This window comes from Burkholderia sp. MSMB1078WGS (assembly GCF_001528895.1).
Classification (GTDB): domain Bacteria; phylum Pseudomonadota; class Gammaproteobacteria; order Burkholderiales; family Burkholderiaceae; genus Burkholderia.
Genome location: NZ_LPDI01000037.1, coordinates 73,262 through 86,770, shown reverse-complemented (window position 1 = coordinate 86,770; position 13,509 = coordinate 73,262). Strand labels below are relative to the sequence as shown.

Annotated in this window: 10 protein-coding genes; all 10 read right to left on the bottom strand. The window is 67.9% G+C overall.

The window, feature by feature from the left end; genetic code table 11:
- Positions 1–37: 37 nt before the first annotated feature.
- The 10 genes from WT24_RS08315 to WT24_RS08270 all read right to left on the bottom strand — a co-directional run bounded on the left by WT24_RS08315 (position 38) and on the right by WT24_RS08270 (position 13,471).
- Positions 38–1,522: an FAD-binding oxidoreductase gene (locus tag WT24_RS08315; protein WP_060032568.1), complete on the bottom strand. Its 1,485-nt coding sequence runs from the start codon at positions 1,520–1,522 to the stop codon at positions 38–40.
- Between the two features lie 11 nt (positions 1,523–1,533).
- On the bottom strand, positions 1,534–2,775 hold the full coding sequence (locus tag WT24_RS08310) for a thiolase family protein (RefSeq protein ID WP_059503644.1): 1,242 nt from the start codon (positions 2,773–2,775) through the stop codon (positions 1,534–1,536).
- A 25-nt stretch (positions 2,776–2,800) separates the two neighbouring features.
- Complete coding sequence (locus tag WT24_RS08305; RefSeq protein ID WP_060032565.1) at positions 2,801–4,354, bottom strand: AMP-binding protein; 1,554 nt, start codon at positions 4,352–4,354, stop codon at positions 2,801–2,803.
- A gap of 42 nt (positions 4,355–4,396) precedes the next feature.
- Positions 4,397–5,527 (bottom strand): trans-acting enoyl reductase family protein, encoded by a 1,131-nt coding sequence (locus WT24_RS08300; protein WP_060032563.1) that lies wholly within the window; start codon positions 5,525–5,527, stop codon positions 4,397–4,399.
- 173 nt (positions 5,528–5,700) lie between these two features.
- Positions 5,701–6,372, bottom strand: coding sequence for a c-type cytochrome (locus WT24_RS08295; protein ID WP_060032559.1), 672 nt, complete (start codon positions 6,370–6,372; stop codon positions 5,701–5,703).
- Positions 6,373–7,845 (bottom strand): FAD-dependent oxidoreductase, encoded by a 1,473-nt coding sequence (locus tag WT24_RS08290; RefSeq protein ID WP_060032556.1) that lies wholly within the window; start codon positions 7,843–7,845, stop codon positions 6,373–6,375.
- Between the two features lie 43 nt (positions 7,846–7,888).
- On the bottom strand, positions 7,889–8,857 hold the full coding sequence (locus WT24_RS08285; protein WP_060032553.1) for a YCF48-related protein: 969 nt from the start codon (positions 8,855–8,857) through the stop codon (positions 7,889–7,891).
- Between the two features lie 31 nt (positions 8,858–8,888).
- Positions 8,889–9,173 carry a hypothetical protein gene (locus tag WT24_RS08280; RefSeq protein WP_060032550.1) on the bottom strand — a complete coding sequence of 95 codons (285 nt, stop codon included), beginning with the start codon at positions 9,171–9,173 and terminating at the stop codon, positions 8,889–8,891.
- A 31-nt stretch (positions 9,174–9,204) separates the two neighbouring features.
- Positions 9,205–11,565, bottom strand: coding sequence for an RND family transporter (locus WT24_RS08275; RefSeq protein WP_060032547.1), 2,361 nt, complete (start codon positions 11,563–11,565; stop codon positions 9,205–9,207).
- Between the two features lie 61 nt (positions 11,566–11,626).
- The gene (locus WT24_RS08270; protein ID WP_060032544.1) at positions 11,627–13,471 is read right to left on the bottom strand and encodes a DUF1302 domain-containing protein; all 1,845 of its coding nucleotides are present in this window, start codon (positions 13,469–13,471) and stop codon (positions 11,627–11,629) included.
- Positions 13,472–13,509: the final 38 nt, after the last annotated feature.

Sequence of the window (13,509 nt, the reverse complement as noted above, 5' to 3'; positions counted from 1 at the left end):
GATGCGCGTTTTCGCGTCGCGACGACCGCATGCGCCGCTACATCGTCCGCACCTTGCGATTCACGCGTTCGTCGAGCAGGTTCGCGACGCCGAGCATCGCGGTCATCGCACACCATCGCAGCGGCTCGGGCGGCACCGACGGCGTCTTGTGCGTCAACGCGTCGAGCAGCGACGATCGCCCATCGTGAATGCGCTCGGCCAGCACGCGGCCGATCAGCGATTGCGTGCCGACGCCATGCCCCGAGCACCCGGCCGTGTAGAACACGTTGCCGTGTGCGCCGGCCGCGCCGACCACCGGCAACGCATCGCCCGCGAACGAGATGTAGCCGCTCCAGCATGCGCGCACCGGCACGTCGCCGAGTTGCGGAAAGCGCGCGTGCAGCGTCTTCAGAAGCGCGCGATACGTGTCGCCGTCCGGCACGTTCGGCGTCTGCGAGCCGTAGACGTAATGCAGCCGCTTGGTCGTCAGCAACAGCGTGTTGCGCGCGGTCAGGCGATGGCTCTCCATCGTCAGATGCGGCGTGACGATGCCCTCGCGATTCGGCCAGCCGAGCGCCTCGAGCTGCGCGTCGGACAGCGGCTCGGTCTCGAGCGCCGATACGCGCAGCGGCATCACCTTGTCGCCGAGCAAGCCGAGTTGCGGCGTGTACGCGTTGGTCGCGAGCACCAGCACCGGCGCACTCGCGCTGCCGCGTGCGGTGCGCACGCGCACCGTCTCGCCGGCGTCGAATTCGAGCAGCGCGGTGTTCTCGTAAAGTCTCACGCCGGCCGCGAGCGCAGCCCGCCGCAAGCCCGTCACGTACTTGCCGGGATCGAGCGTGCCGCCGCCCGGCACGTACGCGCCGAACAGGAACGCCGGCGGAATCCCGCGCTCGCGCATCGCCGCGCCATCGAGAAACTCCGCAGGCGAGCCGAGTTCGATCCCGGTGGCCATGCTCTCGCGCAGGCGCTTCTCCTGCGACGGATGCACGCCCGCGCGAATGATGCCCGACGCGCGGTAGTCGCAGTCGATCGCGTATTCGGCGAGCTTGCGTTCGACGTACGCGACGCCTTCGTCGTAGAAGCCGACGATCCGCTTCGCCTGTTCGTGGCCGACCCGCTTGAGAAACAGCTCGTATTCGAGCCCCTGGCCGCCGGCGAGATAGCCGGCGTTGCGCCCGCTCGCGCCGAAGCCCGCGAACTCGCGTTCGAGCACGACGACGCTCGCGCCGCGCGCGGCCAGTTCCAGCGCGGTCGACAGGCCGGCAAAGCCCGCGCCGACGACGATCGCGTCCGCCTGCACGTCGCCTTCGAGCGCCGGTTGCGCACGCTCGGGCGGCTCGATCCAGCCGCCGACGGGGCGATATTTCCGCAATGCGGCGTCGGCGCGAATGCCCTCGCCCCAGCGCGCGAGCGGCCCGCCCGCATCGGTGCCCGCCGCCTGCATCGCCGCTGCCGAACCGACCCCGCCCGACGCCGGTCGCGTCGCCTGCCCTGCCTGCGCTACTTGCCCGAGCGCCATTGCGCCGTGTGCGTCGCCCATGTCCGTCTCCGTCAATCCCTGCTGAGAATGTGAATCGCCAGTGCCGCCTCTTCGACGCCCTGCAAGCCACCGCCGTTTTCCTGGATCGCATGACGCGCGCCGTCCACCTGCCGTGCGCCCGCTTCGCCGCGCAACTGCGTGACCAGTTCGTATAACTGACCGATGCCGGTCGCGCCGAGCGGATGCCCCTTCGATTCGAGGCCGCCGGACGTGTTGATCGGGATGCGCCCGCCGAGCGTGAACTCGCCGCGCTCGGCGGCCGGGCCGCCTTCACCGAGCGGCACGAAGCCGAGGTTCTCGGCCTGGATGATTTCACCCATCGCCGACGCGTCGTGCACTTCGGCCACGTCCATGTCCTCCGGCCCCACGCCGGCCTGCTCGTACGCCTGGAATGCGGCGAGCCGGCCGATGTGCTTGTGCGGCTCGTCGATGCGCCGCCGCGTGAAGCTGCGGATCACGCTCGCGGCGATCCGGATGCAGCGGCTGCGGTCGGCGCCGATGCGTTCCAGCCCTTCTTCCGTACAGAGGATCGCGGCCGCCGCGCCATCCGACAGCGGTGCGCACATCGGCAGCGTGATCGGATACGTGATCGGTGCGGCCGCCAGCACCTCGTCGATCGTGAACGGCTGGCGGAACTGCGAGTACGGGTTGTGCACCGAATGCCCGTGGTTCTTCGCCGACACGGCGGCGATCTGCCGCTGCGTCGTGCCGTACGTGCGCATGTGATGCCGGCACAGCGCCGCGTAGATCTTCATGAAGCGGCTGTACGGGCGGTCGGATTCCGAGCCGGGCGGCGGCTCGATCCCTTCGCCGAGCCGCGCGAGCATCGCGAAATTCTCGTCGACGCGCGACACGTCCCAGCCGGCCTCGAACAGCGCGAACGATTTCGCCTTGTCCGCGACGTTCATCTTTTCCGCGCCGAGCGCGAGCGCGACGTCGCATGCGCCCGACTGCAACTGCCGCACGGCGAGGTGCACGGCCGTACTGCCCGACGCGCACGCATTCTCGACGTTGAACACCGGAATGCCTTCGAGGCCGATCTTGCTGAACACGACCTGCCCGGGAATCGACAGCTGCCCCTGCAGTGCGCCGTTGGTGATGCCCGCGTAGAACGCGGCGCGGATCGCATCGGCGTGGCAGCCGGCGTCCCGCAATGCGCGCTGCAGCGCCTCTCTCGCCAGATCGTCGAGGCTGCGCTCGAGATGCCGGCCGAACACGGTCATCGCGATGCCGGCGATGTAGATGTTGCTCATCGTATGGAATCCGTATGAATCAGGTTCATATCCTGCGTTGCTGGCCTTGCCAGTACCGTTCGCGCAGGTCCTTCTTCAGCACCTTGCCGGCCGTGCTGCGCGGCAGCGCAGCGACGAAGTCCACGCTCTTCGGCGCCTTCACCGAGCCGAGCTTCTCCTTGCACAGCGCGACGAGTTCTTCGGCGCTCACCTGCTGCCCGGCGTTGAGCTCCACCACGGCCTTCACCGCCTCGCCCCACTTGTCGTCGGGCACGCCGATCACCGCGCAGTCCTGCACGGCCGGATGCGCCCAGATCACCTGCTCGATCTCGCTCGGATAGACGTTGAAGCCGCCGCTGATTATCATGTCCTTCTTGCGGTCGGTGATGTGCAGATAGCCGTCGCGATCGAGATGGCCGATATCGCCGGTGTGCAGCCAGCCATCGACGATCGTCTCGGCCGTCTTGTCCGGCGCGCGGTAGTAGCCCTTCATCACGAGATCGCCGCGCACGCAGATCTCGCCGGTCTCGCCCTGCTTCAGCAACTCGCCGCGCTCGCCGACGATCTCGACGCGCACCAGCGGATTCGGGCGGCCGACCGACGCGAGTCGCGTGTCGGGCGCCAGCTTGCCGTCGACGAAATGCTCGGCCGGCGTCAGGTACGAAATCGACGCGGGCGCCTCGGTCTGCCCGTAGCCGCCCGTCATCACGGGGCCAAACACGTCGATCGCGCGCTTGAGCTTCTCGACCGACATCGGCGCGGCACCGTACAGGAAGTAGCGCAGCGACGAGAAATCGACCTGCTCGATGCCGGGGATATCGAGGAGCCGATAGATCACGGTCGGCGGCAGGAAGAACTCGGTCACGCGATGCTTGACGATCGCGCCGAGCAGCAACGCCGGATCGGGCTTCGGCAGCACGACCACCGTGCCACCGCGCGCGGTGCACGGCAGCGACATCATGCCGGCCGTATGCGTCATCGGCGCCGCGGCGAGATTCACGGGGCGCACATCGTCGTACGTCATCGCGATCATGAATTGGGCGAAGTACGTCTGCAGCGAACGATGCGTGTTCATCACGCCCTTCGGCGCACCCGTCGTGCCGCCCGTGGCCGACAGCGCGACGACGTCGTCCATCGCGTAATCGACGGCTGGCTGCGTCGCCGGCTGGCGCTCGCTCCACGCGGCCAGCGACGGCGCCCACGGCAGGTCGGCGTCGAGACACACCCACAGCCGGATCTTCGGCAGGCTCGGCCTCAGCGCATCGATCGCGTCCGCGAACGCCTGATGGAAAAACAGCACTTCGCAGTCGAACGCATCGAGCACGTATTGGTTCTCGGCCACCGCGTTGCGGCCGTTCACCGGGATGTACGCGAGCCCGGCGCGCCACATCCCGAGCGCGCAGCTCCAGCCGATCACGTCATTGTCGGCCCACACCGCCGCCTTCGCCTCCTTCGCGAAGCCGGCGGCGAGCAGCCCGTTGGCGATGCGGCACGACAGCTCGCCGATCTCCTGGAACGTGTAGTTGCGCTCGTCCTGGATGTACGCGATGCCGTCGGGATTGAGCCGCCACCCGCGGTCGTAGAAATCGATAATGGCCATGTCACAAATTCCGTTGGATCTGTACCGATGCGGCGGCGGTCGTCACAGTTGCGTGACCGTCGCGCGCGCGAGCCCGCGCTGTTCGAGGAAGCCGAGCAGGTAGCGATGGCCGAATGCCTTCGAGCCGGACGCGAAGCCCGTGCGCGCGGTATCGCCGTCGAGCAGCTTCAGCACGCCGGCCGCATGAATCGCGCCCGTCGAGATGTACGGCGTGACGCCGTGCACGGTCGCGCGCACCGCCGCGAGCTGGCCGCGGCCGATCGCGAAATCGACGCTGCGCTGGATCGTCGTGCGCTCGCGCGGCGGCATCGTCGGCGTGGTCGACGCGACGACCTGCTTCAGCACCTCGTCCTGCTGCTCGCGCGGCAGGTGCTTGTATTCGGCTTCCCACTTCTGCCCGAACTGGTGCACCAGCTTCATCACGTTGTTGTCGTAGAAGCCCACGCACGAGATGCAGCTGCGCACGCGCGCATCGTGCTCGAAATAGACGGGCAGCGACGTGCCGCCCCACGGCAGGCAGAACACCGGCTGCATCAGCTCGGGCGTCGCGACGGTGAACGACGCGTCCGCGGCGTGCGGCACGAGCGCCTTCTCCCACAGGTAGCAGGACTCATGGCGGGCGCCGTCGAAGATCGTCGCGGTCGAGCCGATGCTTACGCCGGCCGCACCGCGCGGGCCGCGCGTCAGCGTGGCCGTCTCCAGCGCATCGATGCCCGGCGTTTCGAGCGCGAGCTCGGCGGCGATCTCGGCGAACGTGTACATGTAGGCGTTCGACGACGACACCAGCAGGCCGGCCTGGCGATACTGCTCGCCGAATTCGTCGCGCACCGCACGGATGTACGACTGCTCGCCGGTCGTATCGAGGTGGTGGCAGCCGGCCTTCAGCGCGGCCTCGACGCCGACGAGCCCGAAGCTCGAGAACGGTCCGACCGTGTTGCACACCACCTTCGCACCGCGGAAAGCCTTCACGAGCGCATCGACGTTGTGCTCCGCTTCGATGATTTCGTATTGCGCGGATTCGAGCCGCACGACGCGCTGCGCCATCATTTCCTTCGCGCGGCCCGCATTGCGCGCGACCGCCGTGAACGGGATGTTCTGGTCGATCAGCCAGTCCATGATCAACATGCCGGTGTAACCGCTTGCGCCATAAACGACGACGGGGTGCTTAGCCATGGTTGTCTCCTGAAACGTGAGTTGTCGAGAACCGGTTCGGTTCGAGGTCGGGTACTGCTGCTTCGTATCCGGCGCGTCCTTTTGTAGAACACATTACCAATCTTAGGTCACTATGACAAAGTAAAAGGCAAAGAAAAAGGCAGGGTATTCCCGGCCCCGACGCGTTTTGCGCATCATTTCGCCGCTCCGCCCGGCGACAGACCGGCCAGATAATGCGCAACGGCACGCGTGTCGTCGCCCGACAACGTCGCGGCCAACGCGTTCATCGCACCGGTCGGATCGTGCCGCTCGCCCGAGCGGAACGCCGCCAGTTGCGCTTCCAGGTAAAACTGCCCCTGGCCGGCGAGGCGCGGGGCCGGATCCTTGCCCGTCAGCGCCGCGCCGTGACACGCGCGGCAGCTTCGCGCGTCGACCAGCGCCATCCCGCGCTTGTCGAGCGCCGCGTCGGCCGGCACGGGTTCGTTGCGCGCCGGTGCCTGTCGCGCGAAGTAGGTCGCCAGCGCGTCGATCTTCGCGTCGTCGAGTTCGCGCGAAAGCGGCCCCATGTACGCGTTGCGGCGCCGGTCCGTGGCGAACGCGCGCAATTGCGCGGCGATATACGGGGCCGGCTGGCCGGACAGCGACGGATACCACGCGTTCTGCGACTGTCCGTGCGCGCCGTGGCAGAAGAAGCACGTCTCCTGAGGCTGCGGCCACGCGCCGCCGTTGGCCTTGTCGGCTTCGCCGATCGCGGCCATCGCCTTCTGGTAACGCATGCCGTCGACGAGGTCCGGTCCGTACAGCACGCCGGCCGCCGCGCCGCCCGCCAACAGCAGCGCCGCGCCGATCATCCAGGTTCGTTTCACTCAGGCCTCCCCGCCGGCCAGCTTGCCGAGCGCCTGCAACGCCGCGCGATGCCCGGAGCGCACCGCGCCGTCCATCGCGCCGGCCCACAGGTCGGCCGTCTCGGTGCCCGACCAGATCAGCCGGCCTGCCTCCGGCCGCAGGAACTTGCCCCATTTCGTCCAGAAGCCGGGCGGCAGCGGGTGGATGCACTGCAGCGTCCACGGATCGACGCGGCCCCAGTCGTAGTCGTGGAACTGCGTCGGATGCAGCGCCCTGTCGCCGAGCGCGCGCGCAAAGATGGCCGATAGCGTTCGCTCGGCCGCCTTCGGTTCGGCCGGCAGCGCGCCCGGCGCGACGAACGCGGCGAGCACGCCGACCGAGCCGTCCGGCGGCGAGTTGTCGTACGCCATGAACACCGGGCCGCCGACCTCGAAGATCTGTCCGTTGTAGCCGTCGTCGCGCCAGATCGGCCGGTCGTACACGTGCACCGTCTTGCGCATCGGCGCATTCGCCGGCCAGTTCCGCTGCAACTGCGCGCGGCCCTCCGGCAGCGGCGGATCGAACACGATCTGCTGACACAGCGCCGGATTGAGCGCGACGATCACGCGCCGCGCGCGCAGCACGCCGCGATCGGTCTGCACGTCGACCACGTCGCGATCCCAGCCCGAGATCTTGCGCACCGGGCAGGACAGTCGCACCTTCGCGCCGAGTTCGCTCGCCATCCGGAGGCTCAACACCTGCGAGCCGCCGACGAAGCGCGTTTCCTGTGCGCCGCCCTTGGTCGATTCGAGCTTCGCGTAGTCGCAATCGGCGCTGTTGATCATCGACAGGTAGTGCAGCAATCCGAGCTGCGCCGGTGCGCCGCCGAGCGACAGCTTTGCCGCGAGGCCGAGGAAGTAGCCGTCCTCATAGGTCACGCCCTGCTTGAGCAGCCAGTCGCCGTAGGTGAGCTTGTCGAACTCCGCCGCGCGCTGCGCGGTCCACGGTTCGCGCGACGGCACGCCGCGTGCGAGTGCGCCGAGCTTCGCGCCGATCGCGTCGTCGCCGCCCGAGCCGCCGTGGAAATCCTGGGCGACGCGCGTGTCGCCCGCCAACACGACGGTCTTGCCCGCGTAATACGTCGGGAACGTATCGACCCCGAGTTCGCGCGCGAGATCGGCGATCGCCGTCTGCCCCGGGCCGATCCACTGGCCGCCGGCTTCGGACACCACGCCACGGCCGAGGTCGTGGTTGTAGGTCCGTCCGCCGACGCGATCGCGCGCCTCGACCACGACGAACGATTCGCATCCGGCGCGCTTCAGGTCGCGCGCGGCGGTCAGCCCCGCGAGCCCTGCGCCGATGACGACGACATCGAACACGCCGCGATCGGCCGATGCCGACGCCGCGCCTTCGGCGAACGACACCTCGCCGGCGGCGAGCGACGCAGCGCCCGCGGCCGCAGCGCGCAATATCCGCCGCCGGGCCTGCATGTCCGGCTTGTGCTTGCGATTCATTTCAACGGCTCCATGCTTCCTCGTTTTTCTCGATCGATTCGACTCATGGCGCGGCCAGCACGCCATCCTGCGAAAACAGCACCGGCTTGCCGCGCGCGTCGATCAGCGCGGCGGTCAGCGTCGCGCGATCCGCGCGCTGCGCGACGTCGAACGGGCCGCCTGCCACGCGCTGCGTCAGCACGAGGCCGTCCAGCCCGACGCCGGTCAGGCCGCCACCGGTCGCGACGAGATCGGTGATCGAGCTGCGCGTGCCGGTGTGCTGCGCCGCCCACGTCGCGCCGCCGTCGCGGCTCTCGAACAGGCTGCCGAGCAGCCCGCCCACCACGATCCGCCCGTCCGGCATCGCGACGCCGGACCACAACGTGCCCTTGCCGCCCGTCGGCAGATAGGTCCAGTTCGCGCCACCGTCGGCCGACTTGAGCACCATTCCCTGTTCGGAGACGATGTAGATCGCCTGCACGGCGTCGGCGAACACGTGATAGAGGTTGCGGTCGGCCTTGCCGCCGCCCGGCGGCTTCGGCAGCGTCGTGCGCGCCCACGTCTTGCCGCCGTCGTGCGTCTGCAGCATCAGCGACCACAGGCCGACGGCAATGCCGTCCCGCGCGTTCGTGAACAGCACCGAGAACAGCGGCTGATCGACCGACGTATCGAGCCGTTGTGTGATCCACGTGTCGCCGCCGTCGTCGGTCGCGAGAATCGCCCCCCACTGGCCGACGGCCCAGCCGTGCTTCGCGTCGGCGAACGACACGGCCGACAGCGTCGCCGATACCGGCACGCGTCGCGCCTGCCGCCAGGTCTTGCCGTCGTCGTCGGACAGCAGCACGATGCCGTGCTCGCCGACCGCGACGATCCGCGCGCCAGCGCGCGCCGCGTCCATCAGCATCCGGTGCGTCGGCGCGGCCCATGCATGCGCGGGCTTCGCGGCCCAGGCCGCCACCGTTCCGTTCTGCGGTTGCGCGAGGGCCGCGGCGGCCGCGCAGAGCGCGGTACAGGCAACGAGTGTCTTGATCATCGATGAACCTCCGTGGTGGTGTGCGCGGGCATCAGTGGCTGAACAGCGCCGACCAGCCGGCATGCGCGACGCCGAGCGCGACGACGGGGGGCTTGTCGGCACCCTGTTCGGCCGCCGTCTGACGTCCGGCGTCGCCGTCATTCGACGACGGAGCCGCAGCCGTTTCGTCACCCGTCGCGTGACGCACGCTAACGCGTTTCACGTCGGTCGAGAACGCGCGGGCCGGCGCAGGCTGCTGCGCGGCCGTTTCATGAAAGCGTGCGAAGGCGGCCGCCGCGAGGCAAAGCGTGCCGCAAACAGCGAAGGTCTTGACCATGACCGGATCTCCGTCGGAATGTTCGTCGGCTTCAGTGGCTGAACAGGCCCGGCGCGCGAGCCGGCTTGCGGCGCGGGAACCAGCGCTCGAGCAGCGACGCGAGCGCGGGCAGCGCGGTCATCGCCATCACCAGGTTCACGATGAACATGAACGCGAGCAGCTTGCCCATGTCGGCCTGGAACTTGAGCGCCGAGAAGCTCCACGTCGCGACGCCGATCGCCAGCGTGATCGCAGTGAAGATCGTGGCCACGCCCACTTCGAGCATCGCGTGCTGCACGGCCTTCACGATGTCCTGCCCGCCTGCGAGATGCACCTGCAGCCGGTTGTAGATGTAGAACGCGTAATCGACGCCGATCCCCACCGCCAGCACCATCACCGGCAACGTCGCGACCGTCAGCCCGATCTGCAGTTCCTTCATGAACCAGTAGCCGATGAAGGTCGCGACCGACAGCGGTACGCAACAGGCGAGCATCGCGCGCCAGTCGCGATAGGCGAGGAACACGAGCACCAGGATCGCCGCATACACGTAGAGCATCATCGGCAGCTCACTCTTCTCGACTTCGTCGTTGGTCGCGGCGAGCACGCCCGCGTTGCCCGCGGCCAGCCGCACCGTGATGCCCGGGAACGGATGCGATGCGCGGTATTGCTTCACGTCGTCGAGGATGCGGTTGATCGTCGTCGCCTTGTGGTCGGTCAGGAACAGGTGCACGGCCGTCATCCCGCAGTCGCGGCTCATGAAGCCCTTCACGCGCGACACGTCGACCGACACCGCGCCGTAGTTCTCGGGCGCGATCGGCACGACGTTCATCTTCGGGAAGTCCTCGTTGTAGCCCTGGTTGTACGCGCGCAGCATCGCCGAGTACGACTGCACCGACACGACGCCCGGCTCGGTCTTCATCGCCGCCGAAAAGTCGTCCTCGTACAGCCCGACCGCCGGGTTGTCGCACGCGTTGCCGGTCGATTCGATCGCCACCGTCAGCCAGTCGAGGCCCATGTCGTAGTTGCCGGCAATCGACGTCGCGTCGCGGTTGAAGCGCGCGTCCGCGCGCAGCTCCGGCGCGCCCGGCTGCAGCGTGCCGATCACGCGGTCGCGGCTCTGCCACGCGGCGAGCGCGAAGATCGCCACCGTCAGCGCGACGGCGACGCCTGCGACCTTCGGCTCCGCCACGCGGGCAAGCACACGCAGCGGCTTCGCACGTTGCTGCGCGCGCTTCAGCGAAGCGTCCGCATAGGTTTTCGTGAAGTTGAAGCACGATGCCGCGACGGGCAGCAGGATCAGGTTCGTCACGATCTTGTACGCGACGCCGAGCGACGCGGTGATCGCCAGTTCGCGCACCATCGGGATCGGGATCAGCAGCAGCGTGATGAACGACACGAACGCGGTGATCAGCGCGAGCGCGCCGGGGACCAGCAGGCCGCTGAAGCTGTGGCGCGCCGCATCGAACGAACTCCGCCCGTGCGCGATCTCGCGGACGATGAAGTTCACCTGTTGCACCCCATGCGACACGCCAATCGCGAACACGAGGAACGGCACGAGCACCGCGAGCGGATCGAGGCCGAAACCGAGCAGCTTCAACGTGCCGAACTGCCACACGAGCGACGTGAGCGAGCACGCGACCAGCAGCACCGTGAAGCGCACCGAATGGCAGTACCAGTACACCGCAAGCGTGGTCAGCAAGAGCGCGATCGCGCAGAAGCCGAGCACGGCCGTCGCGCCGTCGGCGATATCGCCGATCTGTTTCGCGAAGCCGATGATCTGGATCTCATAGCCGGCATCCTCGAACGGCTTGCGGATCTTGTCTTCGAGCAGGCGATTGAATGCGACGTAGTCGAGCACCTGGCCGGCGCTGTCGCGCTCGTTCAGCTCGGCCGTGATCATCGCGCTGTCCTCGCCGTGCGACACGAGCGTGCCGACGTAGCCGCCGAGCGTCGTGGCGCGGCGCACGCGCGCCACGATGTCGGGCGTCAACTGGTCGGGCGTGATCGTGCCCGGGATAATCGGCTCCGCACGAAACCCCTCGTCGGTCACTTCGTTGACGAACGCGTTCGGCGTCCACAGCGAGCGCACGCCGATCCGGTCGACGTTCGGCAGGTACGTGACGGCCTGCGTGACGTCGTACAGGCGCGTCAGCCCCTGCTTCGACCAGATCGAGCCGTGCTTCGCGCGCACGACCACCGTGATCCGGTTCGCGCCGAGCAAGTCCTTGCGGTATTGCTGGAACGTGCGGATGTACTCGTGCCCGATCGGCATCTGCTTGTCGAAGCCGGCATCCATGCGCAGTTGCACGGCGAACACGGCCATCGCGACGGTGAACAACGCGATCGCCGCGAGCACGATCGCGCGGTGACCGAAGAAAAGCCTTTCCAGGCGACTGACCAGACGATTGAGCACGACGTTACCCCTTCATGTATTCCGGTGGCGTACGCCACCTGCCGGTTGCTATCCGCCGCCGTCAGAAATTCCGCGTGACGAACAAGCCGACGAAATTGCGGTCCGCATAAGGCTGGCCCACCGTGTTGTGGCCGCCCCAGAACGCGGTGAAATTGATGCCGGCCTGCCAGTTCGGCGGGTTCTGGTTGAACAGCACGTAGACGTTCAGCGACTTCGCGCCCTGCATGTAATTCGCGGTGAAGGTCGGCGTGTAGCCGTACAGGCCGGTCGAGAACGTCATGCCCGGCGTGACCTGCCAGCCGGGAATCAGCGAGCCGTCATAGGTCCAGTTGAAGTCGATCGTCGCGCCCACCGAGCTCGACGTACCCTGGCCCATCCCGATCGGATAGCCGGCCGCCGACCCGTTGTTCAGCCACGGCAGGTAGCCGGTCTGCGGCACCTGCGTGACGGTCTGCCCGCCGACCGTGCGGGTGACGCCGCTCGAACTCAGTCCCGGGTAGTAGATCCACGTCAGTTCCCACGTCAGTGCGGCCGAATCGGCGCCGAGCAGTTTCAGGAACGGGTACTCGCTGCGCGTAAGCGCGAGCAGGCCGTTGATGTCGTACTGGAACTTCTTCTTGTCGACCCATTGCGGGCAGTCCACGCCGGCCACGCCGTTCGTGTTCAGGTCGAGCGGGCCGCCCGCGCCATAGCAGCTCGACAGCGCGACCGCGTCGCGCGGACGGTACGACAATTCGGTGCCGATTGCCCACGGCCCGACGCCGAAGTTCGCGCTGACGCCGAACAACTGGCGCCGGCCGAGATACGACCATTGCTCGGTGCCGTTCGCGAGCGACGCGAGCACCGGCGACTTGTCGGTGTAGTTCAGGTAGTAGAACGCGAAGTTCGCGTCGAACGCGCGCGGCGAATAGTTGAACTTCACGCCGAACTGCGGGCGGTATTTGGCCGGCAGGGTCGTCGTGCTCGGCAGGCCGATGTCGTTGAACGGCGGCCCGGCGTAGGTGCCGTTCACGAGCCCGTTCCTGATCGCGTTGAGCGTGTCCTGGTTGCCGGCCGCGCCCGATCCGCCGATCGCGTTGGCGATCGTGCCCGCGCTCGGGCCGGTCACGTTCAGGTTGTTCGTGTTGATCGTGAACGGTTCCGCGCCGCGGCCGAAGCCGTTCGTCACCGACCAGTACGACCCGACCGGCGGGTAGCGGTTGCCGTTCCACTGGAACTGGTAATACGCTTCGGTACTGAACCCGTGCGAGAGGTCGGCCGCGAAGCTCGCCATCGGCGCGGGCAGCAGCGCCTGCTTGAGCTGCGAGCCGGGAATCAGCAGTTTCTGCGCATCGATCGAGTTCGTCGCGTTGATGCCGCTCTGCGCGAACATGCTCTCGCCCCAGTTGATCACCTGGTTGCCGAGCCGCACGTGCGCGTTGCGCCCGCCGATCGTGAAATCCTTCTGCGCCCACAGGTCGAGCAGCTGCGCGTTGTAGACGACCTGCGCGGCCGCCGTGCTCGACAACGGCGTGCGGTTCGTGTTCCGGGCCATGAAGTCGTACATGCCCGTGCCGCGCACCATGAACTTCAGCCCTTCGCCCGGCATCTTCAGCAGCAGCTCGCTGGTCGCGCTGACGTAGGTGCTGAACGGCTGGCCCTTGCGATAGTTCAGATCGCCGTCGTCCGCGTAGCCCCATTGGTTCGTGTTCGCGCCCGCACCGCAGCCGAAGGCGTTCGGGTCGCCGGTGAGCGAGCAGCTCGGGTTTTTGGTCCGGATGCCGGCGCCCGCCGTCAGGTTCGTCACCCATGAGCCCTGCACGGCGCCGCCGCCCGCCATGAAATCGTACGCATACGCGCTCGACGTCGCGGCGCCCGCCATCGCCAACGATACCGTAGTATTCCTTAACAATCGTGCCGGTTCCATGATACGCCTCCGCCCCTGTTCGATGCCGGCGCACGATC